Below are 26,297 nucleotides of genomic sequence, written 5' to 3' on the forward strand. Positions count from 1 at the left end.
CGGTCCCGCCTACACCACTCCTACCCGCACCGCACCTAGCAGCTCTCATGGGCCGATTCCGGCCGCACATTCGACTAGTATGAACCGACGGGTAAGGTGTCGTCGTTCAGTGATGCTGTCATCAGCCAGGAGTCCGGATGAAAATTGCGAACTTGAAGATCGGTGTTCGTCTGGGGGCCGGTTTCGGCCTGGTGCTGCTGCTGATGGGGACCCTGGTCGCCACCGGCATCACCCTTCTCAACAGCGCGGGCGCGAGCACCAGGCGCATGGTCGAACACGAATGGGTCAAGGCCGATGCCGCCAACGAAGTCAACGTCGGCACGCGCGCCAATGCGCGCAGGACGCTCGAACTGTTCATCGTTACCGACCCGGCGCAACTGGCCAATATCCGTACGCGCATCGAAGCGAACAAGAAACTGATCGGCGACGCTCTCGCGCGGCTCGACAAACTGGTCGACACGCGCGAGGGGCGCGCGCTGCTGGACCGGATCACCGCCGCGCGCGTCGCCTACGTGGCCTCGTACACCCGCATCGACAAGCTGATCGCCGGCGACAGGCGCGACGAAGCGGCCGTCCTGATGCGCACCGAAACGCTGCCCCTGCTCGACGCCCTGCAGGCCTCGGTCAACGCCCTGGCGCAGTTCCAGAAAGGGCTGGTGGTCTCGGCCAGCGCGGACGTCGGCCGCAGCATCGCCAGCGCGCATACCCTGATGCTGTGGCAGGGCGCGGCGGCGCTGGTCATCGGGGTGCTGGCCGGCTGGTGGATCACGCGCTCGATCACGCGCCCGATCAACGACGCGGTGCGGGTGGCCAGGACGGTGGCGGCGGGCGACCTGAGTGCCCGGATCGCGCCCGGTTCGTCGAGCGAAACCGGGCAACTGCTTACGGCGCTGGGCGAGATGAACGCGGGCCTGCGCAACATCGTCGACCAGGTCCGCAACGGCACCGACGCGATCGCCACCGCGTCGAGCCAGATCGCCAGCGGCAACATGGACCTGTCGGCGCGCACCGAGCAGCAGGCCAGTTCGCTCGAAGAAACCGCGTCGTCGATGGAAGAACTGACGTCGACCGTCAAGCAGAACGCCGACAACGCGCGCCAGGCCAACCAGCTGGCCATCTCCGCCTCGCATGTGGCGGTGCAGGGCGGATCGGTGGTGGCGCAGGTGGTCGACACCATGGGGTCGATCAACGAGTCCTCGCGCAAGATCGTCGACATCATCAGCGTCATCGAAGGGATCGCGTTCCAGACCAATATCCTGGCCTTGAATGCGGCCGTCGAAGCGGCGCGCGCCGGCGAACAGGGGCGCGGCTTCGCGGTCGTCGCCAGCGAAGTACGCAACCTGGCGCAGCGTTCGGCGGCGGCCGCCAAGGAAATCAAGATGCTGATCGACGACTCCGTGGACAAGGTCGCGCAGGGCAGCGAACTGGTGGACAAGGCCGGATCGACCATGCAGGCCATCGTCACCAGCATCAAGAGCGTGGCCGACATGATGGGCGAAATCACGGCGGCCAGCGTGGAGCAGACCGCCGGCATCGAGCAGATCAACCAGGCCATCACGCAGATGGACGAGGTCACGCAGCAAAACGCCGCGCTGGTGGAAGAAGCGGCGGCGGCCGCCGGCGCCCTGCAGGACCAGGCCGCCACCCTGGCCGGCGTGGTCAGCGTGTTCAAGCTGCCGGCGGGCGTGGTCGAAGCCAGTGCCCGCCCGATGCGGCGCGTGCCGCCCGCCCGGGTGCCGGTGGAAGGCGCCACGCGCCCGGCCGCCGGACGTGCGCGCGAAGTGGCCGCCGCCGGTCACGACGACTGGGAAGAATATTGATCGGGAGCGAATCGCGATTTCCTTGATCTGCGTTGGTTGACGGGGCCCGTCAGTCGTCATACCATTGCCTTATAGAAACATTGATTGCATGCCGCCGCAGCGCCGCATGCCCGTCTCCTGCCGTTCGCCCAAGACCTGCGGGCGGCTTCACACGCGAATCGCTTCCATTAACATCGCGGCGTCCGGCCAGCGCCGGCGCGCCCGCATCACCCTGGGTAGTCGGATGAACATTGCAAACTTACGGATCGGGGCGCGCCTGGGCGGCGCCTTCGGCATCATCTTGCTGATCATGGCGGCGCTGATCGCCACCGCGCTCACGCTGCTGGCCAATATCAGCGGCGTGACCGCCACCATGATGGAGCGCGACATGGTGCAGGCCGACGCGGCCAACGTCATCAACGTCACCACCCGTTCCAACGCGCGCGCCACGCTGGAACTGTTCATCGCGCCCGATGCCGCCTACAGCGCCAGGGTGCGCGACAGGATCGAGTCGAACAAGAAGGACATCAGCGGCGCCATCGCGGTGCTCGACAAGCTGGCCGGCAGCGCCGAAGGCCGCGCGCTGCTGGCCGACATCAAGGTGCAGCGCGCCGCCTACGTCGCGTCGTTCGGCGCGGTCGGCAAGCGCATCGCCGCGCAGGAGCGCGATGCGGCGGTGTCCACCATGCTGGACGAGACCCTGCCCGCGCTCGACACCCTGCAAGGCTCGGTGACCCGCATGGCCTCCCTGCAAAAGCGGCAGGTGGGCGAAGCGGGCCAGCGCATCGAAGCGAGCGCGGTCCTGGCGCGCCAGGCCATGCTGGTGCTCGGCCTGGCCGCGCTGCTGGTCGGCGCCCTGTCCGGCTGGTGGATCACGCGTTCGATCACCGGACCGATCGGCCGCGCGGTGCAGGTGGCAAAGACCGTGGCCGCCGGCGACCTGACCAGCGCCATCGCGGTGCGCTCGGGCGACGAAACCGGACAATTGATGCAGGCGCTCAAGGACATGAACGCCAGCCTGCAGAACATCGTCGGCCAGGTGCGCAGCGGCACCGACGCGATTGCGACCGCCTCGAACCAGATCGCCAGCGGGAACATGGACCTGTCGGCCCGCACCGAGCACCAGGCCAGTTCGCTCGAACAGACCGCCGCGTCGATGCAGGAACTGACGTCGACCGTCAGGCAGAATGCCGACAATGCGCGCCAGGCCAACCAGCTGGCCATGTCGGCCTCGCAGGTGGCCTTGCAGGGCGGCGCCGTGGTGGCGCAGGTGGTCGATACCATGGGGTCGATCAACGACTCCTCGCGCAGGATCGTCGACATCATCGGCGTGATCGAAGCGATCGCCTTCCAGACGAATATCCTGGCCCTGAACGCGGCGGTGGAAGCGGCGCGCGCCGGCGAGCAGGGGCGCGGCTTCGCGGTCGTCGCCAGCGAGGTGCGCAACCTGGCGCAGCGCTCGGCGGCGGCGGCCAGGGAAATCAAGACGCTGATCGGCGACTCGGTGGACAAGGTCGCGCAGGGCAACGCCCTGGTCGACAAGGCCGGCAGCACCATGCAGGCGATCGTGACCAGCATCGACAGCGTGACCGACATGATGGGCGAAATCACGGCGGCCAGCGTGGAGCAGACCGCCGGCATCGGGCAGATCCACCAGGCGATCGCGCAGATGGACGAGGTGACGCAGCAAAATGCCGCGCTGGTGGAAGAAGCGGCGGCCGCCGCCGGCGCCTTGCAGGATCAGGCGGGCACGCTGGCCGCCGNCGCCGCCGGCGCCTTGCAGGATCAGGCGGGCACGCTGGCCGCCGTGGTCCAGGTGTTTACGCTGCCGGCCGTCCCGGCGGCAACCAGGGCAAGGCAGCCGGCGCGCGCGCGGGCGGGACGGACCCTGGTGCTGAACTAATCGACTTGCAGGCAATAGCGGTTGCGGCCACCCGCCTTGGCCTCGTACAGCAGCGCATCGGCGGTCTTGATCAAGCCGCCCGCCGTCAGTCCGTCGGCCGGCATCAGGCTGGCCACGCCCATGCTCAGGGTCAGCCACGGCGACGCGCCCGATTTTTCGTGCGGGATGGCCAGCTGCGCGATTTCGTCGAGCAGCTTGTTGGCCACCACCTGCGCCCCGCGCTTGTCTTCCTGCGGCAGCAGGATCACGAATTCTTCGCCGCCATAGCGCGCCACCAGGTCTTGCGGGCGCGCCGCCGCGCGCCGCATCGCCGCGCCGACCTGCACCAGGCTGTCGTCGCCGGCCTGGTGTCCGTAGGCGTCGTTGTAGGCCTTGAAATGGTCGATGTCGGCGATGATCAAGGCCAGCGGCGCCCTGGCGCGCGCGCAGCGCCGCCATTCGGTGTCCATCGCCTCGTCGAAGCCGCGCCGGTTGGCCACGCCGGTCAGGCCGTCGGTCAGGGTCAGCTCGCGCAGCGCGTCGCTCTGGCGCTTGACGGTCAGCTGGGTGCGCACGCGCGCCCGTACCACCGCCGCGTTGACCGGCTTGGTGATGAAGTCGGCCGCGCCGGCTTCCAGCGCGCGCGTTTCGTCTTCGGGTGTCTTGAGTGCCGTGACAAAAATGATCGGAATGTCGCGCGTCGCCCCGGACTCGCGCAAGGCGCGGCACACGGCGTAGCCGTCCATGTCCGGCATCATCGCGTCCAGCAGGATCAGGTCGGGACGCTGGTTCTGGGCGATATGCAGCGCCTTGGCGCCGTTCATCGCGAACACCACCTCGTGCTCGTCCTGCAAGGCCTGGTGCAGGATCTGGATGTTTTCCATCGCGTCGTCGACGATCAGGATACGCCCGTTCCGTGCCATATCGGTCCAACTCATGGGTGGTCCCTTCGTTTCAAGATCTCCTGCACCTGCGCCGCGGCGTTGGCGAAAGCGAGCGTGGCGACGGCGTCGCCGAGCGCGCCCACCACGGCCGGGGGCAGGGCCGCGTCGAGCATCGGACGCAGTGCGTCGAAGGCCGCCATCGCCTTCAGGTTGTTATTCTGAAGCAAAGCAAGCAGTTCCGCCAGCGCCGCATCGCGTTGTGCGGGATTGTGTGCCTCCGTCTGTACACCGGCGGCCGCCGGCGCCGGCAGGGCGCGCGCGGTCTCGAACACGGCCTGCAGCGCCTTGTCGAGCGCGCCCAGGCGCACAGTCAGCTCGGCGCTGCCGGCACTGCGCAAGGCTTGTTCAAAATCGAAGGCCAGCGCCGCCAGCTCGCTCGCGCCCAGGTTGGCCGCCACCCCGCGCAAGCGGTGCACCAGCTGGATCGCCTCCTGGCGCTGCTCGCCGCGCAGCAGGGTGCGCACCTCGTCGAGCGTGCCGCCCTGCGAACTTTCGAAACGCTTGAACAGGGTCACGAAGTTATCGAGATGGCCACCGAAGCGCGGCAGGGTCGATGCCAGGTCGATGCCGGGGATGTCCAGGCGCGGCATGCCGGCGGGCGGCGCGCGGCCGGCGCCATGGGCCGTCGACGGCGCTGCCGTGCGCGTGAGCGCATCGGCGCCCGCATCGGGAATCTGGTGGCGCATGCCGACCCGGATCAGGGTATTGACCATGTCGTCCACATCGATCGGCTTGGCGACGTGGGCGTTCATGCCGGCCGCGATCGCGTGGCGCCGGTCTTCCTCCATCGCGTTGGCGGTCATGGCGATGATCGGCAGCGAGGAAATGCCCATGCGCCGGATCGCTTCGGCGGCCTCGTAGCCGTTCATCACCGGCATCTGGATATCCATCAGCACCGCATCGTAGCGGCTCGGGGCGTCGGCCAGCATGCTGACCGCGATCCGTCCGTTGCCCGCGATGTCGACCGCGGCGCCGGCATGCAGCAGGATGTAGCGGGCCACCTCCTGGTTGATCGCGTTGTCCTCGACCAGCAAGACATACATGCCCTTGAGCCGGCCGGCCAGCGGCATCCCGGCCTGCGCCTCGGACGCCGCTTCGCCGGTCAGCAGTTCGAGCGCCGCCGCCATCAGCGCCAGCCGCGTCACCGGCTTGCTGAGGATGGCGTCGAGTTTCAGGTCGTCCTGCAGGCTGACCAGCTGCTCGCGCGCGCTTTCGGCCACCATCATCGCGCAGCGCGGCATGGCGATGGCCGGATCGGCGCGCGCGAACGTCAATACCGCGATCCCGTCCAGTTCCGCCATGGCCGTGTCGAGGAACATCAGCTCGTACGGCGTGCCGGCGCGGCTGGCGGCGCGCAAGCGCTCGAGCGCCTCGGCGCCGCTGGCGGCGCTGTCCACCGCCCAGCCGAGACCGGCGCCCATGCGCGCCACGGCGCCGCGCGCGCTGCGGTTGTCGTCCACCACCAGCACCGCGCGCTGCGCAGCGCCGGGCAGGGCGGGCAGCTCGGGCAGCACGGCCGTATCGTCCGCATGGGCCGCGCCGAAGGTCGCATCGAAATAGAACTCGGCGCCCGCATCGAGCTCGCTGCGCACGCCCAGGGTGCCGCCCATCAGCCCCACCAGGCGGCGGCAGATCGCCAGTCCCAGGCCGGTGCCGCCGTATTTGCGGCTGGTCGAACTGTCGCCCTGCGAGAAGGCGTCGAACATGTGCGCCTGCTGTTCGCGCGCGATACCGATGCCGCTGTCGCGCACCGAAAAATCGAGCACCACCATGCTGTCGTCCTCGCCGCGGCGCGTGATCGATAACACCACTTCGCCCTGTTCGGTGAACTTGATCGCATTGCCGATCAGGTTCAGGAGCACCTGTTCGAGGCGCAGCGCGTCGCCCACCACCGACAGCGGCACGTCGGGCGCCACCGCGTACACCAGTTCCACCCCCTTGCCCCAGGCGTTGGCCGACAACAGCACCGACATGCTGTCGAGTACCTGGCACAGGCGGAAGGGCGCCGCTTCCAGCACCAGCTGGCCCGCCTCGATCTTGGAAAAATCGAGCACGTCGCTCAGGATGCCCATCAGCGAACGGGTCGACATCTTGATCTTGGCGACGTAACTGCGCTCGCGCCGTTCCAGCCTGCCTTCTTCCAGCAGGCGCGCCAGGCCCATGATGGCGTTCATCGGCGTGCGGATTTCATGGCTCATATTGGCCAGGAACTCGCTTTTTGCGCTGCTGGCCGATTCGGCCCGTTCCAGCGCCTGGATCAGCTGCTCGTTGAGCGATTGCAGGCGCAGCTCGGTGCGCTTGAGTTCCGATACGTCCGCGATCAGCACGAAGAAGCCGCGCACCGCGCCGTCTTCGTCGAAATCGGGGATGTAACTGGCCCAGGTATGGCGCACGTCGCCGGATGGCAGGCGCAGCTCGCGCGCGAAGTGGGTCGCCTTGCCGTCCAGGACATCGCGCAGGTGCGGCGCGATGTCGGCCATGGTCTCGGGTCCGAGCACGTCGTCCATACGCGCGCCGTGCATCCCGGCGGCGTCGCGGCCGACCAGTTCCAGGTACAGGCGGTTGGCGAACTGGCAGCGCAGTTCCGCGTCCCAGTACGCGACCATGCCGGGCACGTTGTCGGTCACGGTGCGGATGAAGCGCTCGCTCTGCTCGAGCCGTTCGCTGGTGGCGCGCAGGGCCTTGTCGGCCGCCACGCGCTCGCTGATATCGCGCACGGTCGATTGCAGGATGCCCTTGCCGCCGATGTTGACGCTGGTGAGCAGCACATCGGCGTTGAACAGGGTGCCGTCGCGGCGCATGTGCAGCCACTCGAAATGGTGGCTGCCGTTGTCGATCGCATAGCGGATGAACTGTTCGGCCTTTTCGTCGGAGCGGCGGCCGTCGGGCTGGAATTCGGGCGAGGTGGTGGCCGGCGACAGGGTCAGGAATTCCTCGATGCCGGCGCAGCCGTAGATGCGCACGGCCGCCTGGTTGCCGCCGATGAAGCCGGCGCCCTGGGCGATCAGCATGTGGGCGTCGCCCGACATCTCGTACAGCGCGCGGAACTGCTCGTTGACGTCGCGCAGGCGCTCGGACATCAGCTTGCGTTCGCTGACATCGAGCACCACCGCGCTGATGCCGACCAGCGCGTGATCGGGCCCGAACACCGGATGGTAGCTGACCACCCAATGGCTCTCGACATCGGGCGAGCCGGGCACCGGGCGCGATTCGTGCACGGACTTGAGCGGCAGGCCGGTATCGCGCACCTGGCGGTACGCCTTTTCGTATTCCTCGCCGAGCGGGCCGAGCAGCTCGGGCAGGGTGCGTCCCAGATGCGCCGCTACCGGCAGCGCATTGATGGCCGCCAGGTAGTCGTTGACCATCACGATGCGCAGGTCGGTGTCGAGCAGGGCCAGGCCCACCGGCGCGGTTGCGTACACCGTCTCGAGCAGGGCGTTGGCGCGTTCCAGCTCCCCGGTGCGCGCCGCGACCAGGGATTCCAGGTCGTTGCGGTAGCGCTGCAGCTCGCCCTCCATCTGCTGCAGGGCGCTCGCCACCTCGGCCGTTTCGCGGATCTGCATCGGCGGCAGCAGCATCGGCTCGCCGCGTCCGAGCGCCGCCGCCGGCGCGCACAGCGAGCGCACCGAGCGTCCGATCACGCCGCCGATGGTCCATGCCGCCGCGAAGCCGACCACCAGCAGCGCCGCCACGCTGAGGAACACGCTGGCCAGCGCCTCGCGCATGGTGTCGTAGGCGGCGTCGCGCGGCAGGGCGACCGTGGCGTACCAGCCGCGCTTGGGCGAGCGCTGCAAACTGGAGATCACGCGCACGCCCTCGCGCGAGGTCAGTTCCAGCGTGCCGGCGTTGACGCGGCGCGCGAGGTCGGCCATTTCGGGGCGGGCCAGGGAGCCGACGAATCTGGCGGGCGCGATGCTGCGCGCGACAAAGATGTCGCGGCGGTCGAACACCTGCGCATTCCAGCGCGGCGGCAGGCGCTGTTCGGCCAGCAGCTGGTTGAAGCGCTCGGGGCGCAGCTGGGCCGACAGCACGTAGCGCACCGCGCCGTGGCGCCGCACCGGCACCTCGACCGAGACGGTATAGGGATCGGCGGGGCTGGCGCGGTACAGGTCGGAGGTGGCGGACAGGCCGCTGCGGGCGACCTGGCGGATGGTGTCGGCATTGCCGTTGGGCGGCAGCGGCAGGCCGTGGGCGAGGCGGGTATGCAGCAGCGGCCTGCCATCGCGGTCGCTCAGCACGAAGGCGTAGCCGGGAAATTCCGGACCGAGGATGCTGCGCGCCTGCTGGTGGAAGGCGGCCAGGTCGCCGCTGCTCAGGCTGGGCGAACTGGCGAGTGCGCGGGCGGCGGTTTCGCCGGCGTCGAGATCGCGTTCGACCGCCATGAGCACGTTTTGCGCCAGCCGCTCGGCGGCGCGCAGCAGGTCGCTGCGTTCGCGCTGGAAGGAATCGTAGGACAGGGCGGCGAAGCCGATCAGGGTCGGCACGGCGCAGGCGAGGACCAGCATCGCGGTCTTCGAGCGGATCGAGGGGAGGGTGGAACGCGATGAAAACGACACTGCCCTGACCTCCGCCGCATGAAACGCGGCGCCGCGCACCGCTGTGAGAACGATGGTAGCCGAGCAGACCTGTTCTTCAAAGCAGTTTACGCCAGCCGCGCGCGGCAATGCGCCTGCCTGACCAGTCAACAACATTTCCTGAACGGGGTCAGGGCTCCGATGAGAAACAGGCCTGGCCGGAGCGCCGACCGCGGTTCATAAACATTGCCGGCTGGGCAGGATCGCTCAGGAACGGGTGACCGGCAGCGCCAGGTCTTCGCCCAGTGCGATGTGCTTGGCCAGCTCGATCTTGGCGATGGCGTTGCGGTGCACTTCGTCGGGGCCGTCGGCCAGGCGCAGGGTGCGGTTGCCGGCCCACTGGTAGGCCAGCGGGAACTCGTCCGACACGCCCGCCGCGCCGTGCGCCTGGATCGACCAGTCCAGCACCTGCTGCGCAACATTGGGCGCCAGCACCTTGATCATGGCGATCTCGGCCTGGGCATGCTTGTTGCCCACGGTATCCATCAGCGCCGCCGTCTTGAGCGTCAGCAGGCGCGCGGTATCGATCTGGATGCGCGATTCGGCGATGCGCTCGCGCCACACGCCCTGCTCGGAAATCTTTTTGCCGAAAGCAACGCGGCTGTTCAGGCGCAGGCACATCAGTTCCAGCGCGCGTTCGGCCACCCCGATGGCGCGCATGCAATGGTGGATGCGGCCCGGTCCGAGGCGGCCCTGGGCGATCTCGAAGCCGCGTCCTTCGCCCAGCAGCAGGCTGGCCGCCGGCACGCGCACGTTCTCGAACACGATTTCGCAATGGCCGTGCGGGGCATCGTCATAGCCGAACACGGGCAGCGGGCGGACGATGGTGATGCCAGGGGTATCGGCCGGCACCAGGATCATCGACTGCTGCGCATGGCGCGCCGCAGTCGGGTCGGTCTTGCCCATGACGATGAAAATCTTGCAGCGCGGATCGCCCGCACCCGAAATCCACCACTTGCGCCCGTTGATGACATAGTCGCCGCCGTCGCGCTCGATGCGGGTTTCGATGTTGGTTGCGTCGGACGAGGCCACGGCCGGCTCGGTCATGGCGAAGGCCGAGCGGATCTCGCCGCGCAGCAAGGGTTCGAGCCAGGCTTGCTTGTGTTCCTCGCTGCCGTAGCGTTCGATGGTTTCCATGTTGCCCGTGTCGGGCGCGGCGCAGTTGAACACTTCCGGCGCCCAGCCGACCCGGCCCATGATTTCGCACAGCGGCGCGTAATCGAGGTTCGACAAGCCTTCGGGCGCGCGCGCCGATTTCGGCAGGAACAGATTCCACAGGCCCTGTTCGCGCGCCAGCGGCTTGAGTCGCTCGATCAGCTCGGTCGGAATCCAGCGGTTGCCCTTGTGCGTGCCGTTGTTGTCGACTTCCTGCCTGAAGGCGTTCTCGTTCGGATAAACGTGCTGGTCCATGAAAGCGAGCAGGCGCGCCTGCAATTCTTTGCAGCGATCGGAGTAATCGAAGTTCATTAGTTTTCCTTGGAAAGAGAAATGGCGCGCTGCGCATACTGCCAGCCGAGTTCGGCCATCGGCCGCGCGGCCTTGCCGTTCTGGAGGGCCTGGGCGCTGGAAGCGGTGCCGTCGACGTAGCGTTTCATGATGCCCTGCATGATGCCGGCCAGGCGGAACATATTGTAGGCCAGGTAAAAATTGAAATCCTCGATGCGGATCGTCTTGCCGGTGCGCGCCGCATAGGCGGCGATATAGGCTTCCTGGGTGGGAATGCCGAGCGCCTCCAGGTCGAGTCCGGCGATGCCGCGGAACTGTCCGGGTGGAATGTGCCAGCTCATGCAATGGTAGGAAAAATCCGCCGCCGGATGGCCCAGGGTCGACAATTCCCAGTCGAGCACGGCCAGGATGCGCGGCTCGGTCGGGTGGAAGATCATGTTGTCGAGGCGGAAGTCGCCATGCACGATGGCGGTATCGTCGCCCGGCGGGATATTGTGCGGCAGCCAGGCCATCAGCTGGTCCATGGCCTCGATCGGTTCGGTGACCGACGCCTGGTACTGGCGTGTCCAGCGTTCGATCTGGCGCGCGAAATAGTTGCCGGGTTTGCCGTAATCGCCCAGGCCGATGGCGGCGTAGTCGACCGTGTGCAGGAGGGCGATGACGCGGTTCAGTTCGTCGTAGATGGCGCCCCGTTCGGCCGGGCTCATGCCGGGCAGGGACTGGTCCCACAGCACGCGGCCGTCGACGAATTCCATCACGTAGAAGGCGCGGCCGATGACCGACTCGTCGGTGCACAGAGCGTACTGGCGGGCGGCCGGGAAGCCGGCTTTCTGCAGCGCATCCATGACGCGGAACTCGCGCTCGATGGCATGTGCGGACGGCAACAGCTTGGCGGCCGGGCCGGGTTTGGTGCGCAGCACATAATGGCGGCCGCCGGCGCTGATCTTGAAGGTGGGATTCGACTGGCCGCCCTTGAACTGCGCCACCTCCAGCGGGCCGCCGGGATAGCCCTCCACATGGGAGCGCAGATAGGCGTCGAGGGCATCGACGTCGAATTTCTGGCGCTCCGAGACCGGCTTGGTCCCCATCATTTCCTCGAACATCTTGTCTCCTGCTAGTTATGTGAGATCTATTCTAGCTCATGAATAGAACGACCGTACTAATTTCCTGCCACCGGGGTCAGAGCTTTAATTAGCAATTGTTTCCGTACACAGGGCAAAACCGCATCGCCAGCGAGAATGTTGCAAGTTAAAGCTCTGACCCCGGTTGGAGGCGCAAATCAACGATTCAACTCTGATTGACCCTTACTGCCCCCAACGGCCCGGATCAGCGCCCAACTTCTGCAGCGGGGTCAGAACATTCACTTGGAAACTCGACTGAACTCCTACAATCGGGGTCAGAGCTTTAATTGGAAATATTGCAAGTTAAAGCTCTGACCCCGGTTGCGGAGAATTGTTTGGCGGATTGTTAGCGCGAGAGGCGGTATTGCTCGTACAGCTGTTCCATCGTCGTGCTGCGCATGGCCGTTTGCAGCGGGGCCGGCGGGGAGTAGTTGACGAATCGAACCACCCAGTCGGCGTCGGCCTCGCCTACGTCGAGCGCATTGATGCAGCCGGCCGTTTGCGACAGCCCGCCCAGGAACATGCGCTGCCCCGTCAAGGCCAGCGACAAGATCGCACAGTTGACGCCGCCATGGAGGACCAGCAGCACCGTGTCCCAGTCGTCCTGCGAACGCAAACGCGTCACCGCCGGATGAATCCGGTCCATCAGCTCGCCCACCGATTCGCCGCCCAAAAAGCGCTTGTTTTCGCCAACCATGCCTTCGAAGGCGCCCGTGAACGCGTCTTTCAAATCCGCATCGGCAATCGTCGACAGCCGCCCTCCGCGAATTTCTTCGAACTCCGGCCAGATGTCGATGTCTATCCCTTGTCCCGTCGCAGCCAGCACGCGCGTGGCCGTTTCCACCGTGCGCGGCAGGCCGGAGACGATCACGCGGTCGAAATGGATGCCGTCGGCGGCAAAGGCGTGCCCGGCGGCACTGGCTTGGGCGCGGCCGTCCTCGTTCAGGGGCACAGTTTCGGGAAGAAAAGGTTTGCCGGAGGCATCGAAGTAGGTAACGCTGCCGTGCCGCATCAAAAACACGCGCCGGCGCTGGGTGGTAGGAAGCATAAGTCCTTGCGGTCGGGTCAGAAAAACAGGGCGGTGCGCGTGATGATGCTGCCGGTGTTGGTGTACGGGGCGGTCGCGCGCACGGCGCCGGTGGTGGCGACGCCGTCGTCGAGCTTGCTGTCGAGCTGCTGGGCGAAGGAGTCGGGCAGGTTGTCGAAGCGCAAACCATTGCCGCTGCGCCCGCCCACGGGGTCGTTGTAGATGTACACCGCGCCACCCTGGGCGCTGGTCATGAAGTCGCTGGTGCCGTTGTAGGCGCCGGTAATGAAGCCGGACAGCGCCAGGTGCTGTGGCGCCGATAAGTACTCGGTGATCTGGCCGTCGCCATTGCCGTTCGTCGTCGGACCCGCCACATGGGTGGTGGCCAGCACGTCGTCGCCCGGCAGCGCGCGGAATTTGTCCTGGTAGGCGTTCACCGCCGCCGACAGCGAGTTCGACTGCTGGATGATGTTCTTGACCTTGGCGCTGTCGATCAGCCCTTGCCCCTTGAGCACGCCGCCCAGCAGCAGGCCGATGATCACCAGCACGATGGCGATTTCGACGAGGGTAAAGCCTTGTTGTCGTTGCATGGGGTTCTCTCTGTGATGACGCCGCTCTGTGTTATCCCTGCGTATTATTCTAGCGCATCAGGGAGGGGCCTGGCGCTGGCGCGCCGAGATGGCGTGCAGGCGCTTTTCCAGAAAAGCCAGTTCGCGCGGGTCGCCGACCTGGCCGCTGGCGAGCATGGCGCCGATCAGGGCCCTGGCGCTGTCGTCCTCGCCCATGTCGTCGAGGATCAACAGTTCCATCTGGCGCGCCCACGCCGGCAGCACGCCGCTGCCCGTGCGCGTGCGGATCGCGTGCGCATACTGCCGCGCCAGCGCGGGATCGTGCAGGCGGTGGCGCGCCACCAGCGCCGCATGCGCCAGCCACGGCCAGCGCCGGTCGGGGTCGTCGCCAAAACGCCGGTACACGAAATCGAGCATGATGCGGACGCGCGCCGGGTCGCTGCTGGCGGCGTACACCTGGCTGGCGGCCAGCAGCGGCGCCTGCCCGCGCGGGTCGAGGTCGACGATGCGCTCGAACCAGCTGCGCAAGGCCAGGTAATCGATGCTGTTGAGCGGCGTATTTGCGTCGTCCCGGCCCTGCGCGTGCAGCGTCATGCCCTTGGCCAGCGCCACCGGTTCGCCCAGGCTGGCCAGGCGCAGCACGGCCAGCGGCGGCGCCTGCGCCAGCCTGTCGGTTGCGCCATGCTGCGGCGCGCGCGCCCACCGATAGCCCAGCTGCAGCGCCAGCGCGGCGGCCAGCAGCAGCATCGCGGGCAGCGGCACGCGGCTGGCCATCACAGGTCCTTGCGGTAGAAATCGACCAGCGCGGCGGCGCCGAGCAAGCCGACGCAGATCGCGGTCTGCGCCAGCAGCGGCGCCAGCTGCGCGCCGCCGTACACCAGCCATTCGCTGCGCGTGAACTGGTCCAGATGCGGCAGCAGGGCCGCCAGCGCATCCATCGTCATGCGCGCGAATGGGGCGCCATCCTGCGCCAGCGCCTGCAGGCTGCCGATGGCGCGCGCCAGCACGTAGAACGCCAGCGTGGCCGCCAGGGCCGACGTCACCTGTCCGAACGTGAGCACGCACAGCAGGCTGAATGCGGCCACGATCCACAGCTCGCACCACAGCGACAGCGCCCACGCGGCGCACCACGCGGCCGGCGCCAGCATCGAGGCCATGGCGCCGAACAGCAGCGCGGGCAGCAGCGCCACCAGGCCGGCGCCGGCCAGCTTGCCGAGGACGTAAGCGGCGCGCGGCATCGCCAGCGCCAGCAGCAGTTCCTGCCCCTTGTCGCCCGTCTCGCGCGCCACGCTGGCGGCCACGAAGCTGGCCACCAGCAGCACGCAGCACAGGCGCAGCAGCGCCGCCAGCAGGGCCGCCTGCAGCGCGGCGCTTTCGGTCAGCGCCAGTTGCCCCAGAAACCCGCCCAGCGCCAGCGCGCCGACCGCCAGCAGGCCCAGTACCCGGGCCAGGCGGTTGCGCAGCGCTTCGAGCAGGGTATAGGCGGCGATGGTGGCGATGTGTCCGGGCATGGCCTGGGGTCCTGAGTCAGAAATTGGTTGAATAACTATGACGACAATCGCACCGATACTGCGTCCCACATGCTCGCCAGGCCCCGGCCCCTCTGCGCTTCGCTCCCTGTCCCGGCACGATTTCGCCACATCGAATCATCAAGCAATTTCCGACCCGGGACACTAGCGCGGCAACGTTCCGGCGGCAACCATGCGGTTGAACAGCACATTCGGCGACAGCCAGGTCACCAGGTCGTCGTATTCGCCGCCCGGCACGCTGGCGCTGTCGCTCGGCGTGCGCGCCACGAAGGCGATCCCGGTGCTGCCGGCGTTGGTGCGCTCGTCGATGTTGGTGATGCTGGTGTCGGGCGTGCGGATGCCGGTGTCGCCATAGCCGCCGGCGCCGTTCTTCCCGTGCGAGACGATCACCGCCGGAATATCGTTGACGGCGCTGGCCGCCACCAGGTTGCCGCGCGCATCGCGCGTGCCGATGGTGATGTCGCGCGGGCTTTGCAGGGTGAACATGGCCTGGCTGTTGCTGAAGGCCGGCGCGACGCTGTAGCGGAAGGCGCGCCCCCAGCTATCGAGCTTGGGCAGGCCGAGCGTGGCCCACGGCAGCACGCCCTGGCGCTTGCCGTCGCGGCAGCCGCCGCCGCTGCGGTCTTCCAGGCCGTTGGTGGGCGAGACGGCGGGGCAGGGCAGGTAGCCGTTGCGCAGCGCGAATCCCATCAGCGCTTCGCGCGCTTCCTCCATGGTCTTCCGGGTATCGCTGATCTTGCGCTGCTCCAGTTGCACCGCCAGCGGCGTGAGCAAGCCGCCGATCATCAGGCCGGCGATGACCAGCACCACGGCCATTTCGACCAGGCTGAATCCTTCCTGCGCGCGCTTCATGGCCGACCCTCGTCCACGTCGGTGACGGTGCCGGCGTTGGCGTCGACAGTCTGCCCGGGCTTGACGGAGACGGTCCGCCCCGACGGCAGCGTGACTGTCACGCGCGGCGCCTGCGCCGGTCCGCTGAAGCGCTTGCGCGCGCCGTCCTGCGCTTCCTTGTTGATCCAGACGGTGGCTTTGCCGCTGCTGCGCCGCACGAAGCCGTCGACCGTGACCGGCTGCGGTTCGGGGGGCGCTGCGGCTGCCGGCGGCGCCGGCGGTGCCACCAGCCCGCGCGCGATGTCGAGCTGCTCCCGTTCGGCCGGGGTGGTGAACAGGCGCCCGATCTGGGCGTGGGCGGCCGTGGCTGCGCCGAGCAGCAGGCAGGCGGCGATGGCCGATTTCATGGCGCTCCTTTCGCCGGCGCGGCGTTGCCGAGCGTGAGGAACAGCAGCGTGCAGTTGGCCGTCAGGCGCGCCACGCCGATCGATTCGGCCGGTGCGTCGGTGCGTTTCATGTTGCAGTCCTGGACCGTAAAGCGCCCGGCGCCACGCAGGTCGTCGATGAAGTGGAACAGGTCCAGTTCGTGCACCAGCCCCAGTTCGATCCGCATGCGGCTGCCGCGCAGCTGGTAGTCGCCCAGCGCCATCGGGGCCGCGAAGACCAGCGCCTGCTGCGGTTCGATGTCGTAACTGGCCGAGACCAGCCGGCGCGTGCCCTGGATCGACTTGATCGCTTCGATCCAGGCCAGCCGGTTTTCGTCGCCGATCAGGCCGCCCGCCTGCAATTCCACGAAGCGCGGCTGGTAGATGGCGATGTCCTGCTTTTCCGATTCGACGTTCTGGTAGCGGCCGGCCGCCGCGCCGCGCACCTGGGCCGCCTGCGCCAGCGCGGCCGCCTGCTGCGCGCCATGCCACGATGCGGCGCCGGCCAGCAGCGCGCTCACCAGCAGCACGCCGGCGCACAGCCTGGCCGGGGCGGCGACCAGGGCCAGTTCGTCGCGCCAGGTAGGGGCGCTGGTGTCGGCCTGCCTGCCGCGCAGGGAGTTCGGTTTGGCCATCATGGTGTCCATGTCACGTTGATGGCGAAGCGCGGTTTCACGGACGCGGCGTCGCCGCTGTCGGTCTTGCCGCTCAGTTTGACGCTCTGGCGCACGTCGACCGGCGCTTCGACGATGTGCACCGCCACCCCGCGATTGGCGGCCATGTCGCGCGCGAACTGGTTCACGCTGTCGACGATGGCGCGGTAATCGGACGGCCCGAATTCGACTTCGCCGTCGATCCGCAGCACCTGCGCCGGCGCGCCCGGCAACCCGGCCACGCTGGCGGGGATCGGTTCGGCGGCGCCATCGCCGGCGCCCGGCGTCAGTGCCCCGGCATCCATCCCCGGCTGCGCCTGCGCCGGCTGCCGCACCCGCCAGTCCAGCGCCAGCAGGCGGATCGCGGGTGCGCGCTCGAGCGAGCGGCTCACCAGGGCCATCAGCGGCGCCGGGGCGGGCGCGCTGGCGGCGAGCAGGCCGTCGAGCCGCACCGCGGCCTTCATGTTGGCGCTGCGCGCTGCCGTCGGCGGCAGGGTCGCCATGATGGCGCGGTAGCGCGCGTCCAACTGCGCGCCCTCGGCCAGCAGGCGCGTTGCCTCCTGGCCGTCGCGCACGCCGCTCCATACGCTGCCCAGGAGCCAGAGCGCGCCGGTCAGCGCGATCGCGGCGCTGGCGCAGTTCAGGGCCAGGCGCGCGCGCCAGATCCGGTAAAAGCGGCCGGCCGCGCCGGGCGGGTACTGGCTGGCCGGCGCGTCCCGTCCCAGCAGGCCGAGCAGCAGCTGTTCGGCGCTGGGTTGGTCGGCGGCCAGCTTGAGGCGCGCGCAGGCGCTGTCGATGTCGATGAAGTGAAAGGCCAGTTCCGGGTCGTCTTCGCAGCGCCGTTCCAGCGCCGCCACACGCTCGGCTGGCGCGAGCACCACCACATGCAGCGTCTCGCCCCGTTCCAGCAGGCGGGTGCTGGTCAGGAACTGGCGCATCTTGGCCGTTTCGAGCGCGCTGGCGTCGACCGGGTCGTCGTGCGCGGCCAGCACCGTCAGGCGGCTGAACTTGAGGTAGGGCCCCTGGAAGTAGCTCTGGCGCAGGCCGCCGCCTTCTTCGGCGATCAGCAGCAGGTGGTCCTGGGCGATGCCCATGCGCCGCACCAGCTGGGCCGACAGGTGGGCCGCCGAATACAGGCCGGCCAGCGGCACCTGGCGCTGCTCCATGACGGCCACCCACGGCTGCACCATGGCGGGATTGGTCAGGGCCGAGAACAGGACGTGGTCGTCGCGCCGGCCTTCGCTGTCGCGGTCCTGGATGTCGGCGTGGCGCAAGGGGGTGTCGCGGTAGGCGTGCGAGAGACGCCGTTCGACCAGGCTGCGCCCCGCGCTTCCGCGCACGTGCGGCAGCAGGCAGCGCGCAAAGTCTTCTTCGACCAGGTCGGCCACCAGGTAGGCGCGCGCGTCGGCCGCGCCCTCGAGATGACGCGCGAAGGCGTCCATGCCGTCGCGGTCGGCGCTAAAGCAGGGGCCGGGCGTGAGGACGCCGGCGCGCCAGTCGAAGGCGCACAGCCGGTCGTTCGTCACATAGAATAAGTGTTTAGGCAGCACAGCCGTCCTCAGGTTTTCAACTGGCTCATGGTGTCGTAGATCGGCCCGAGCACGGACAGCATGATCCATCCGAGCAGCAGGCCGAGCGTGACCGTCATGGCCGGTTCGATCAGCGATTGCACGCGCTCGATCATTTCCTTCACTTCGCGATTATAGAAGTAGCTGACGTTGCGCAGGGCGCTGTCGAGCGAGCCGGTGGATTCGCCCACGCGCAGCATGCGCAGCACCAGCGGCGGGAAGATGCCGCTGTTCTGGAACGCCAGCGTGACGCTCTGGCCGTCGGAGATCAGTTGCGCGGCGCGCTGCAGGCCGGCCGCCACCACGCGGTTGGCGACAATGCCTTCGGACAGGCGGATGCATTCGAGGATGGTGATGCCGGAGCCGTACATCAGCCCGAAAAAGGTGGCGAAGCGCGCCAGGATGATCTTGTGCAGCACGGGGCCGATCAGCGGCAGCCGCAGTGTCAGGCCGTCGGCCAGCATGCGCGCGCTGTCGCTGCGGCGCAGCCATGCGCGCCCGCCGAACCAGGCCAGCAGCGGCAGCGCCAGGATCAGGTACCAGTAGTGGATGAACAGATTCGACACCGCGATCAGCGCCCTGGTGTGGAACGGCAGTTCGCCGCCCATGTTCTTGATGAAGGAGGTCAGCTGCGGCACCAGCACGATCATCAGGAAGAAGGTCACGGCCAGCACCACCACGGCCACCACGATCGGGTAGGTGACGATTTTTTTGGTCTGGGCGGCCAGTTCGTCCTGCCATTTCAGGCTGTCGGACAGGTTGCGGAATACCTCGGCCAGCTTGCCGCTCGATTCGCCGGCGGTAATCAGGCTCGTGAACGTGTTGTCGAACACTTCGTCGTGGTGGCGCAGCGCCTCCGACAGGGTCAGGCCGCCCTCGATGCTCTCGATCAGGTCGGTGACGATTTCGCGAAAGCGCGGGTGGTCGGTGGAGTCGCGCAGGTCGCCCAGGCCTTCGAGGATCGGCACGCCGGCGGCGGTCAACTGCTCCATGTGGAAGCAGAAGTTGATCAGATCGGCGCGCCTGACCACGCGCTTGCCGAAGGCGACCGCCTTCTGGCCGGCCACCCGGAAGTCGATCAGGTCGAGCTCCATGCGGCGCAGGCGCAGTTCCAGGTCGGCGCTGTTGGTCGCGTCCATGGCGCCGGGGACCAGCTGGCCGGCCGGGTCCATCGCACGGTAGGCGTACAGCGGCATCAGGCCAGCCTGTCGGTCAGGTCGACCACGCGCGCCACTTCGTCGAGCGAGGTGGTCCCTTCCAGCACGCGCCGCATGCCGTCGTCCACCAGCGAGCGGAACCCGGCGGCGCGCGCGGTCTCTTTCAGTTCGCGCAGCGAGGCGCGGCGGGCGATGGCTTCGTCGATGTCGGCGTTCACCTTGAGCAGTTCCATGATCGCCATGCGGCCCTTGTAGCCCTGGTGGCCGCAGGCTTCGCAGCCGGCCGCGTGGCAGATGGTGGCCGGCGGATCGTCCCCCTTCAGTCCGAGCAGGCGCCGTTCCATGGCGTCGGCCACCGACCCGGTCTTGCAGGTCGGGCACAGGCGCCGCACCAGGCGCTGGGCGATGATGCCGATGATGTTCCCGGCCATGATGTCGGGCAGGATGCCGATGTCGAGCAGGCGCGAGACCGAGCCGATGGCCGAATTGGTGTGCAGGGTCGAATACACCTGGTGCCCGGTCATGGCGGCCGAAAACGCCATCTCGGCGGTCTCCCTGTCGCGCACTTCGCCCACCAGGATGATGTCCGGATCCTGGCGCATCATCGAGCGGATGCCGTCGGCAAAGCCCATCTTGGCCGATTCGTTGATCGAGGTCTGGCGGATCATGTTCATCGGGTACTCGACCGGGTCTTCCAGCGTCATGATGTTGACGCTCTCGGTGTTGATGTGGTTCAGGATCGAGTACAGGGTGGTGGTCTTGCCGCTGCCGGTCGGCCCGGTCACCAGGATCACGCCGTGCGGGCGCGCGATCATCAGCTTCAGTAGATGCAGCTCGTCTGCGCCCAGTCCCAGGCCGTCCAGCGGCACCAGGCCTTTCTGGCGGTCGAGCACGCGCAGCACGAAGTTCTCGCCGTGGGTGGTCGGCTGGGCCGAGGCGCGGAAGTCGATCTGGCGCCCCGAGAACTTGATCGAGATGCGCCCGTCCTGCGGCGCGCGCGATTCGGCGATGTTCATATTGCTCATCACCTTCAGGCGCACCGCCATCGCCGGCCAGTACGATTTGTGCAGGCTGCGGATCTGGCGCAGGATGCCGTCGATGCGGTAGCGGATGCGCAGGAAACTCTGTTCCGGCTCGAAGTGGATATCGGAGGCGCCGTTCTGCACCGCGTCGGCCAGCAACGCGTCCATCAGGCGCACCATCGGCTGGCTGTATTCGTCGGTGGTGGCGGCCATGGCGGCGTAATTGACTTCGCCGGTTTCGATCTCCAGCAGGATGCCGTCGATGGACAGCTCGAAGCCGTAGTACTGGTCGATGGCGCGCGCGATGTCCGATTCGTTGACCAGCATGGCCTCGATCGTGATGCCCTTGACCAGCATGGCGCTGATCTGGTCCAGGGCGACGATGTTGCTGGTGTCGGCCATGGCCAGGATCAGGTTGTCGGTATCGCGCTCGTACACGATGGGGAAGACGCGGTAGCGTTTGGCGACGTCTTTCGGGATCAGTTTGAGGGCGATGGCGTCGACCACCAGGCTGGTCAGGTCGGCGCTTTGCTGGTTCAGGTTTTCCGACAGCGCTTCGCGCACCGTCGCCTCGGTCACGAAGCCGAGCGTGATGAGCAGTTTGCCGAGCGGCTCATTGCTGCGCTTTTGCTCGATCAGGGCGATGCGCAGCTGGTCTTCGCTGATGACCCCTTTCTGGATCAGCAGTTTACCGAGGGGGAATTTCGCCGGTTCGCTCATGCGGTCAGGGCGCGCCCAGTTCGCGCGCGCGCGTGGCCGCCGCCGCGCGGTCGAAATTGACCGCGCCCTGCGCCGCCAGCTCGACCGCGCGCTGATAGTAGCCCAGCGCCAGCTTGCCCTGGTTCAGGCGGTCCAGGCCGATGGCGAGGTTGAAGGCGTAGTCGGCGTTGTTCGGATTGGCGGAATAGGCGCGGAAGTAGTGCTGCTGGGCTTCCGGCCAGCGGCCCTGGCGCGCGTACAGGTTGCCGAGGGCGAACAGCAGCGGCCCGGAGTCGGGATTGCGCTCGGCCATGCGGCGCAGCCGGCCTTCGGACTGGCCGGGGTCGCCCTGGCGCACGCTGGACAGGCCGGCCAGCGCGTCGTTGTCGTTGGGATCGAGTTCGAGCAGGCGCGTGTAGATGCCGGCGGCCTGTTCGGCCTGGTTGTCGCGGGCGGCCAGGGCGGCCATGCCGAGCAGGGCGTCGCGGTTGTTCGGGTCTTGCCGCAGCACGGTCTGGTAGCTCTGGCGCGCGGCAAGCAGGTCGCCGTTGTTGTAGGCCGTAAAGCCATTCTGGAGCGCGGGGTTGACCTGCTCGGGCTTGCTGGCGCGCGCGACGCGGATCCCGCCCGACTCGGCCGCTACCGTGGCGCGCGGGCTGGCCGGTGGCGGCGCGGGCGCTGCCGCATTCTGTGTCGCCTGCTGCTGCAACTGCGCCAGGCGCATCGCCTCGTCCGGCGGAATCCGGTCGCGCGAGGAGGGCGGCGGCGTGTCCGGCACGACGGCCTGGACTGGCTGGGGCGGCAGCTCCGCGCCTGGCTGGGCGGCCACGACCGGCACCCCGGGGGCATCGGCGGAGCTCGCCAGCGGCTGGTTCTGGCCCGGCATCGGCACCATCGGCAAGCCCCGGCTGGAGCCGGGGCCGTACACCGCGTGCCAGTAGATGTAGCCGAACACGGCGCCGATCAGCAGGGCGATGCTGCCGAGCACGGCGATGCGGATGGTGCGCGCGTCCATCCGCGCCGCCATCGCGCGCTTCTGGGCCTTGACCCGGGGCGGCAGCGGCGGCGCGGCGTTGCGCGAGCGCCGGGGCGGCTCCGCTTGCGGATCGGGCGCAGCCATGCGCGGCGGCGGCTCGGGCGTGACGCCGATCGACGGCTCGGCGCGCGCGCCTGACGGCCCGGCGGCCGGCGCGGCATCGAGCGGCGACAGGGTCAGGGGTTCGCTCGCCGCGCGGGTTTCCTCCTGGGGCGCGAGCGCCAGCACCTCGTCGTAGGCTTCGGACGGCTTGGCCAGTTCCTCGTCGGGAACATGGTTTTGCTTGGCGCGCTCGGCTTTCTTGAGCGCCTGCATCAGGAGGCTCATCTCAGTTCACCTTCACGCGCACGGGTTCGGAGTAGGGCTCGGAGGCGGCGTTGCTGTCCGGCAGCAGGTAGCGGTAATCCTTGTAGTCGCCATTCACGCTGGCATTCTTGACCACCACCGGGCGGATGAAAATCACCAGTTCGGTCTTGCTGACTTTTTCGTTGCGGTAGGCGAACAGCTGGCCGAACAGCGGCAGCTTGCCCGCGCCCGGCACGGCATCCTTGGCGTTGTCGACCGAGTCCTGCATCAGCCCGCCCAGCACGGAAATATCGCCGCTGTAGACCTTGAGGATCGATTCGATTTCGCGCGCCTGGATCACCGGCACCTGGCTGGTGACCTTTTCGGCGGCCAGGGCCGGATTCGGGTCCTGCACGTAGCCGACGATGCGGGTGATGGTCGGGCGCACGTTGAGGGTCACTTCGTCGCTGTCGGCAATCTGCGGCGTGACGCTCATGACGAAGCCGACCGGCACCGTCTCGAGTTTCGATTCGTAGGTGGCCGGCGTGGTGACGTTGCCGTTCACGCCGATCACGGCGGGCGTGACCTTGATGGTGAAAAAGACGTTGTTGTCGACCACTTTCAGCATCGCGGTCTGGTTGTTCAGCACGCTGATCTTGGGGCTGGACAGCACCTTGACCTTGCCGAACGATTCGAGCAGCTGGATGGCGGCGCTGATATTGCCCAGCGCCGAGGCCGGGTTGACGTAATTGAGGCTGAACACGCCGGGCGAGGTGCCGACCGCCACGTTCGACAACAGCGGCCCGGTGCCGACCTTGTTCTGGTTCACGGAAAAGCCGGTCGTGCCCTCGCGCAGGCGGCTCCAGTTGATGCCTTGCTGGTACTGGTCGGACAGTTGCACTTCGATGATGGTCGCTTCGATCAGCACCTGGCGCTTGGCGCTGCCCAGCACGACGTCGAGGAATTGCTGGACTTTTTCGTGCTGGCGTCCGGTCGCGCGCACGGCCAGCAAGCCGCCTTCGGCGTTGACGATCACCGACGGCGCATTGCGCTGGCGCTCGCCGGACGATGCGTTGAAGGCGGCCAGCACATTGTCGGGCACCGGCTGGGGCGCCGCCTGCGCTGGCTGATTCGGCGCCGCGGGCGGCGCGCCGGGCGCGGCCTGGACCGCCGGCGGCGGCAGCGACGAGATCGTGCTCGGCGCATCGTTCAACGTCGTTTCGCGCAGCATGTCGCGGATATTCTTTTCCAGGCTGCCCCAGAAGTTGTTTTCGGACCGGTTGGTGACCGAGGTGGTCGAATTGTTGTTGCCCGAGCCGCCAGCGCCGGCCGCCGCGCCGCCGCTCGTCGTGCCGTTGGCGTTGGTCAGGGTCGGGGAACTCGAACCGCCGCCGGCGGTCGAAATCTGGGTGGCGATATTCACGCTGCTGTTGGTGCTGCGCGCCATGTTGACGTAATCGACCCTGTAATTACGCCACACCGGGGTGTCGGGCAAGACGGTCAGGGTGCTGCCGTCGATGTCGTAGCGCATGTCCACCTGGCGCGAAATGCGGGTCAGCAACTGCGGCAGGGTCTGGTCGAGCGCATTCAGGGTGACCGTGCCTTCGATGCCGGGGTGGATGTCCACGTTCAGGCGGGCGTCGCGCGCCAGCGCAAACAGCAGCGACTGCACCGGCACCTTGTGCACCGTCACGCTGTAGGTTTCGACCTTGGGCGTGGCCCTGGGCGGCGGCAGCGGCGCGCTGTGCAGCACCGGGTCGGGAATGCGCCCGGCCGCGCGCGGCGTTTCCGTCACATGCGAGGGAGAACCGGTCATGGTGGGCGTGGCACACGCGCTCAAGACGGCGCAGACAATGGCGGTGCCGGCGGTGCCCAGCGAGGAAACGGGTTTTTTCAGGGTCATTGGTGCGCTCTTGAGTGCCAAGGCACAATAATGGCCGAAAAGTAAGCGTGGGGCAATTGGCACACGCCTAATGGAAGAAGATGCTGCGCGAAACCAGCCATGCCAGCAACGCGAGCGTGGCAAGGCCGCCGACGGACAGGGCCAGCGTCCTGCCCGGGCGCCGTTGTGTGCTGGCAAAGGCGCAGTCGGCGATGGCGGCCTGGGCGTGGCGCGCTTCGACCTTGTCGGACTCGTCGATGTAGGCCGCCATCAGCGCTTTGTCGGCCAGGATATTGATGCGGCGGACGATGCCTTGCGACACGCGCGCGATCCGTCTGGTGGCGGCGGCGCTGAACACGGCCGGGCCGTTGTAGCCGGCCGCGTGCAGGCGAAAGGCCAGGAAGTCGGGAATCACGTCGGGCGGCATGGCCGGCACCACGAAGTGGTGGGTGATGCGTTCCTTGAACTGGCGCATGCCGGGCAGGTCCAGGTGTTCGTCGAGCTCGGGTTGTCCGAACAGCACGATCTGCAGCAGCTTGTGGCGCGCCGTTTCCAGGTTCGAGAACAGGCGCACTTCCTCCAGCGTTGCCAGCGGCATGGCCTGGGCTTCCTCGACCAGCAGCACCACCTGCCTGCCGGCGCTGTGGCGGGCGATCAGGTCCGCCTGCAGCAGGCGCGTGACTTCGTCGATGCGCTTGCCGCTCACATCGAGTTCCAGCTCGCCGGCGATGGCGTAGGCGACCTCGGTGTTCTTCAGGGTGGGATTGGCCAGGTAGATGACGTCGATCCGCTTGGGCAGCTGGTGTTCCAGCATGCGGCACAGCATGGTCTTGCCGCTGCCCACTTCGCCGGTGACCTTGACGATGCCTTCGCCGTGCTCGACCGCGTAGAGCAGGGCGTCGAGGATCTCGCCGCGCGTGTTGCCGGCATAAAAGAAGGCCGGGTTGGGCGTGATGCCGAAGGGGGACTGGTGCAGGCCGAAGTGTTTGTGGTACATGGAGTTCAGCCGACGCATGCGAGGAAGGCCTGTTCCAGCGTGGCCGCGCCATAGGCGTGGCGGCAGGCGGCCGGGGTGCCGGTGAAGCGCAGCTTGCCGCCGTGCAGGATGGCCATGCGGTCGCACAGTTCCTCGATGTCGGCCAGGGCGTGCGAGCTGAAGAACACGGTGGCGCCGCCGCTGCGCGCGTGCAACAGGCGCTCTTTCAGGCAGGCGCGCGCCTTGGGGTCGAGTCCGTTCATGGGTTCGTCGAGCACGTACGCTTGTTTGTTGGCGAGAAAGCAGGCGGCCAGGCCGAGCTTCTGGGTCATGCCTGTCGAGTGCTTGCGCACGGGCAGGGACAGGGCCGCATGGTCGAGGTCGAGCGCGTCGAGCATGGCGTGGGCGGCCTGGGCATCGTAGCGGCGGCCGTGCAGTCTCGCCATGTACTTGAGGAATTCGGCGCCGCTCAGGTAGTAGGGCGGCATGAAGCGTTCGGGCAGGAAGGCGAGCGGGCTGCGCGCCCCCGGTTCGCGGTGGCTGCGGCCGAAGATGTCGATGCTGCCGCTGTCGACGCCGACAAAATCGAACAGGCATTTGAGCAGGCTGGTCTTGCCGGCGCCGTTGACCCCGACCAGGCCCACGCATTCGCCGGGCGCGATGTCGAGGTCGATCCCTTCCAGCACCGGCGTGCCGGCGTAGCGTTTGACTAGCTGGCGAAAGCGCAGCGCGGGTGTGCTCATGTTGGCAATGTTGGCGAGTCTGGCAAGGTTGAGCAGGGAACGAGGCTCCGACTGTAGCGCATTCAGTGTCGCTTGCACAATGGTTGCACATCACTACGACACAAAATCATTCTGAATGTAAAAAACGAG

Annotated in this window: 20 protein-coding genes; 2 read left to right on the top strand and 18 right to left on the bottom strand. The window is 67.7% G+C overall.

All coding sequences use genetic code 11. The annotated features are described in order from the left end of the window. Positions 1–137 precede the first annotated feature (137 nt). Complete coding sequence (locus tag EJB06_RS07785; protein ID WP_126073435.1) at positions 138–1,820, top strand: methyl-accepting chemotaxis protein; 1,683 nt, start codon at positions 138–140, stop codon at positions 1,818–1,820. 223 nt (positions 1,821–2,043) lie between these two features. After that, complete coding sequence (locus tag EJB06_RS07790) at positions 2,044–3,702, top strand: methyl-accepting chemotaxis protein (RefSeq protein ID WP_126073436.1); 1,659 nt, start codon at positions 2,044–2,046, stop codon at positions 3,700–3,702. Here the strand turns inward: EJB06_RS07790 and EJB06_RS07795 are convergent. The 18 genes from EJB06_RS07795 to EJB06_RS07880 all read right to left on the bottom strand — a co-directional run bounded on the left by EJB06_RS07795 (position 3,699) and on the right by EJB06_RS07880 (position 26,168). Further along, positions 3,699–4,619 (bottom strand): diguanylate cyclase, encoded by a 921-nt coding sequence (locus EJB06_RS07795; RefSeq protein WP_126073437.1) that lies wholly within the window; start codon positions 4,617–4,619, stop codon positions 3,699–3,701. The genes EJB06_RS07790 and EJB06_RS07795 overlap by 4 nt on opposite strands. Further along, positions 4,616–9,181, bottom strand: coding sequence for a response regulator (locus tag EJB06_RS07800; protein ID WP_126073438.1), 4,566 nt, complete (start codon positions 9,179–9,181; stop codon positions 4,616–4,618). The genes EJB06_RS07795 and EJB06_RS07800 overlap by 4 nt, the downstream gene beginning before the upstream one ends. A 225-nt stretch (positions 9,182–9,406) precedes the next feature. Beyond that, a complete protein-coding gene (locus EJB06_RS07805; RefSeq protein ID WP_126073439.1) occupies positions 9,407–10,666 on the bottom strand; it encodes an acyl-CoA dehydrogenase family protein in 1,260 nt (419 codons plus the stop codon). Beyond that, positions 10,666–11,748 carry a phosphotransferase gene (locus EJB06_RS07810; RefSeq protein WP_126073440.1) on the bottom strand — a complete coding sequence of 361 codons (1,083 nt, stop codon included), beginning with the start codon at positions 11,746–11,748 and terminating at the stop codon, positions 10,666–10,668. Before EJB06_RS07810 ends, EJB06_RS07805 begins: the two co-directional genes overlap by 1 nt. A 364-nt stretch (positions 11,749–12,112) precedes the next feature. Then, positions 12,113–12,778: a histidine phosphatase family protein gene (locus EJB06_RS07815; protein ID WP_126073441.1), complete on the bottom strand. Its 666-nt coding sequence runs from the start codon at positions 12,776–12,778 to the stop codon at positions 12,113–12,115. 53 nt (positions 12,779–12,831) lie between these two features. Beyond that, complete coding sequence (locus tag EJB06_RS07820) at positions 12,832–13,383, bottom strand: prepilin-type N-terminal cleavage/methylation domain-containing protein (RefSeq protein WP_126073442.1); 552 nt, start codon at positions 13,381–13,383, stop codon at positions 12,832–12,834. Between the two features lie 57 nt (positions 13,384–13,440). Continuing rightward, a complete protein-coding gene (locus tag EJB06_RS07825) occupies positions 13,441–14,136 on the bottom strand; it encodes a hypothetical protein (RefSeq protein ID WP_126073443.1) in 696 nt (231 codons plus the stop codon). Then, positions 14,136–14,873: an ABC transporter permease gene (locus EJB06_RS07830; protein ID WP_126073444.1), complete on the bottom strand. Its 738-nt coding sequence runs from the start codon at positions 14,871–14,873 to the stop codon at positions 14,136–14,138. The genes EJB06_RS07825 and EJB06_RS07830 overlap by 1 nt, the downstream gene beginning before the upstream one ends. A gap of 162 nt (positions 14,874–15,035) precedes the next feature. Next, entirely contained in the window at positions 15,036–15,743 is a 708-nt protein-coding gene (locus EJB06_RS07835) for a prepilin-type N-terminal cleavage/methylation domain-containing protein (protein WP_126073445.1), read from the bottom strand. Then, positions 15,740–16,129 carry a hypothetical protein gene (locus EJB06_RS07840; protein WP_126073446.1) on the bottom strand — a complete coding sequence of 130 codons (390 nt, stop codon included), beginning with the start codon at positions 16,127–16,129 and terminating at the stop codon, positions 15,740–15,742. Before EJB06_RS07840 ends, EJB06_RS07835 begins: the two co-directional genes overlap by 4 nt. After that, a complete protein-coding gene (locus tag EJB06_RS07845) occupies positions 16,126–16,794 on the bottom strand; it encodes a hypothetical protein (protein ID WP_126073447.1) in 669 nt (222 codons plus the stop codon). Before EJB06_RS07845 ends, EJB06_RS07840 begins: the two co-directional genes overlap by 4 nt. Then, on the bottom strand, positions 16,782–18,326 hold the full coding sequence (locus EJB06_RS07850; protein WP_126073448.1) for a hypothetical protein: 1,545 nt from the start codon (positions 18,324–18,326) through the stop codon (positions 16,782–16,784). Before EJB06_RS07850 ends, EJB06_RS07845 begins: the two co-directional genes overlap by 13 nt. 32 nt (positions 18,327–18,358) lie before the next feature. Then, the gene (locus EJB06_RS07855; protein WP_126073449.1) at positions 18,359–19,564 is read right to left on the bottom strand and encodes a type II secretion system F family protein; all 1,206 of its coding nucleotides are present in this window, start codon (positions 19,562–19,564) and stop codon (positions 18,359–18,361) included. Further along, on the bottom strand, positions 19,564–21,267 hold the full coding sequence (locus EJB06_RS07860) for a GspE/PulE family protein (protein ID WP_126073450.1): 1,704 nt from the start codon (positions 21,265–21,267) through the stop codon (positions 19,564–19,566). The genes EJB06_RS07855 and EJB06_RS07860 overlap by 1 nt, the downstream gene beginning before the upstream one ends. Before the next feature lie 4 nt (positions 21,268–21,271). After that, entirely contained in the window at positions 21,272–22,609 is a 1,338-nt protein-coding gene (locus tag EJB06_RS07865) for a tetratricopeptide repeat protein (RefSeq protein ID WP_126073451.1), read from the bottom strand. Between the two features lies 1 nt (position 22,610). Continuing rightward, a complete protein-coding gene (locus EJB06_RS07870; protein ID WP_126073452.1) occupies positions 22,611–24,470 on the bottom strand; it encodes a secretin GspD/PilQ domain-containing protein in 1,860 nt (619 codons plus the stop codon). Positions 24,471–24,537: 67 nt separating this feature from the next. After that, positions 24,538–25,446: an ExeA family protein gene (locus EJB06_RS07875; protein ID WP_126073453.1), complete on the bottom strand. Its 909-nt coding sequence runs from the start codon at positions 25,444–25,446 to the stop codon at positions 24,538–24,540. A 5-nt stretch (positions 25,447–25,451) separates the two neighbouring features. Then, positions 25,452–26,168 (bottom strand): ABC transporter ATP-binding protein, encoded by a 717-nt coding sequence (locus EJB06_RS07880; protein WP_126073454.1) that lies wholly within the window; start codon positions 26,166–26,168, stop codon positions 25,452–25,454. Positions 26,169–26,297: the final 129 nt, after the last annotated feature.

The organism is Massilia atriviolacea, from assembly GCF_003953935.1.
Lineage (GTDB): Bacteria > Pseudomonadota > Gammaproteobacteria > Burkholderiales > Burkholderiaceae_D > Telluria_A > Telluria_A atriviolacea.

What these genes read in the sequence shown, in the direction of transcription:
- EJB06_RS07810 (WP_126073440.1), bottom strand. Translation starts at nt 11,748, where the DNA reads ATGTTCGAGGAAATGATGGGGACCAAGCCGGTCTCGGAGCGCCAGAAA.
- EJB06_RS07855 (WP_126073449.1), bottom strand. Translation starts at nt 19,564, where the DNA reads ATGCCGCTGTACGCCTACCGTGCGATGGACCCGGCCGGCCAGCTGGTC.
- EJB06_RS07880 (WP_126073454.1), bottom strand. Translation starts at nt 26,168, where the DNA reads ATGAGCACACCCGCGCTGCGCTTTCGCCAGCTAGTCAAACGCTACGCC.
- EJB06_RS07840 (WP_126073446.1), bottom strand. Translation starts at nt 16,129, where the DNA reads ATGAAATCGGCCATCGCCGCCTGCCTGCTGCTCGGCGCAGCCACGGCC.
- EJB06_RS07805 (WP_126073439.1), bottom strand. Translation starts at nt 10,666, where the DNA reads ATGAACTTCGATTACTCCGATCGCTGCAAAGAATTGCAGGCGCGCCTG.
- EJB06_RS07870 (WP_126073452.1), bottom strand. Translation starts at nt 24,470, where the DNA reads ATGACCCTGAAAAAACCCGTTTCCTCGCTGGGCACCGCCGGCACCGCC.
- EJB06_RS07860 (WP_126073450.1), bottom strand. Translation starts at nt 21,267, where the DNA reads ATGAGCGAACCGGCGAAATTCCCCCTCGGTAAACTGCTGATCCAGAAA.
- EJB06_RS07845 (WP_126073447.1), bottom strand. Translation starts at nt 16,794, where the DNA reads ATGGACACCATGATGGCCAAACCGAACTCCCTGCGCGGCAGGCAGGCC.
- EJB06_RS07825 (WP_126073443.1), bottom strand. Translation starts at nt 14,136, where the DNA reads ATGGCCAGCCGCGTGCCGCTGCCCGCGATGCTGCTGCTGGCCGCCGCG.
- EJB06_RS07815 (WP_126073441.1), bottom strand. Translation starts at nt 12,778, where the DNA reads ATGCGGCACGGCAGCGTTACCTACTTCGATGCCTCCGGCAAACCTTTT.
- EJB06_RS07835 (WP_126073445.1), bottom strand. Translation starts at nt 15,743, where the DNA reads ATGAAGCGCGCGCAGGAAGGATTCAGCCTGGTCGAAATGGCCGTGGTG.
- EJB06_RS07865 (WP_126073451.1), bottom strand. Translation starts at nt 22,609, where the DNA reads ATGAGCCTCCTGATGCAGGCGCTCAAGAAAGCCGAGCGCGCCAAGCAA.
- EJB06_RS07795 (WP_126073437.1), bottom strand. Translation starts at nt 4,619, where the DNA reads ATGAGTTGGACCGATATGGCACGGAACGGGCGTATCCTGATCGTCGAC.
- EJB06_RS07785 (WP_126073435.1), top strand. Translation starts at nt 138, where the DNA reads ATGAAAATTGCGAACTTGAAGATCGGTGTTCGTCTGGGGGCCGGTTTC.
- EJB06_RS07875 (WP_126073453.1), bottom strand. Translation starts at nt 25,446, where the DNA reads ATGTACCACAAACACTTCGGCCTGCACCAGTCCCCCTTCGGCATCACG.
- EJB06_RS07830 (WP_126073444.1), bottom strand. Translation starts at nt 14,873, where the DNA reads ATGCCCGGACACATCGCCACCATCGCCGCCTATACCCTGCTCGAAGCG.
- EJB06_RS07820 (WP_126073442.1), bottom strand. Translation starts at nt 13,383, where the DNA reads ATGCAACGACAACAAGGCTTTACCCTCGTCGAAATCGCCATCGTGCTG.